This is a genomic window from Candidatus Hydrogenedentota bacterium (assembly GCA_016791475.1).
In the GTDB taxonomy this organism is placed as follows: Bacteria; Hydrogenedentota; Hydrogenedentia; order Hydrogenedentales; family JAEUWI01; genus JAEUWI01.
Genome location: JAEUWI010000289.1, coordinates 1 through 638, shown reverse-complemented (window position 1 = coordinate 638; position 638 = coordinate 1). Strand labels below are relative to the sequence as shown.

Here is a 638-nt window from a genome sequence, read left to right as displayed (position 1 = left end):
CCTGCTCCCCCACTGCCACGATGCCATCCTCCAGTTGCTGGAGAAAGGCGGGGTCGGGCGGGGGCACGGTATCGTCGTCCGCGTTGCTCGCATAGGCCACGGTGACCGGGCCCGAGTGGGTGTGGGTCGCCGTGAGGCAGATCGCGGTGGCAGGCACACCCGTGACGGCCTCCAGGCGCTTCCGCGCACGGGCCGCGAGTGCTTTCGGCACGAAGATCACGTCATTGCCGATGAAGAGTTGCTGTTCCCCGCCGCTCCGCAGGTACAGCGCGGAACTCAGCAGCGGGTCGTGCACGCCGGTGCTGTTGCGCTTTACGTGGGGGTAGCCGAAGAGGTGGAGCGAGGTCTCCGGCGTGATATCGACTTCCGCCGCACCGGCGAACAGGGGTTGGGTCAAGGGATCCCTTTCGAGCAGGGCGCGTATCGCCCCGCGGGCTTGAATATGTTGTTATAACCAATTATACTTTTCCTGTACGCACCGTGCAATCGCATCTTGGGACCCGCCCGTGCACACCATGTCCATGACCGCCTACAACCGCGTGGCCGCCGCCTTGCGCGACCAGATTCTCTCTGGCTCGTGGGAAGGGCGCCTGCAACTGCCCACGGAACGCGAGTTGTGCGATCACTATCAGGCCTCC

The 638-nt window shown here is 64.7% G+C and carries 2 protein-coding genes; one reads left to right on the top strand and one right to left on the bottom strand.

The features are described from left to right. Positions 1 to 397, bottom strand: a 397-nt coding sequence (locus JNK74_29255) for a neutral/alkaline non-lysosomal ceramidase N-terminal domain-containing protein (protein MBL7650265.1), incomplete at its 3' end; no start/stop codon positions are given. A gap of 109 nt (positions 398 to 506) precedes the next feature. On the opposite strand from JNK74_29255, the gene JNK74_29250 reads away from it, so the two are divergent. Next, on the top strand, positions 507 to 638 hold a 132-nt coding region (locus tag JNK74_29250), incomplete at its 3' end, for a GntR family transcriptional regulator (protein MBL7650264.1).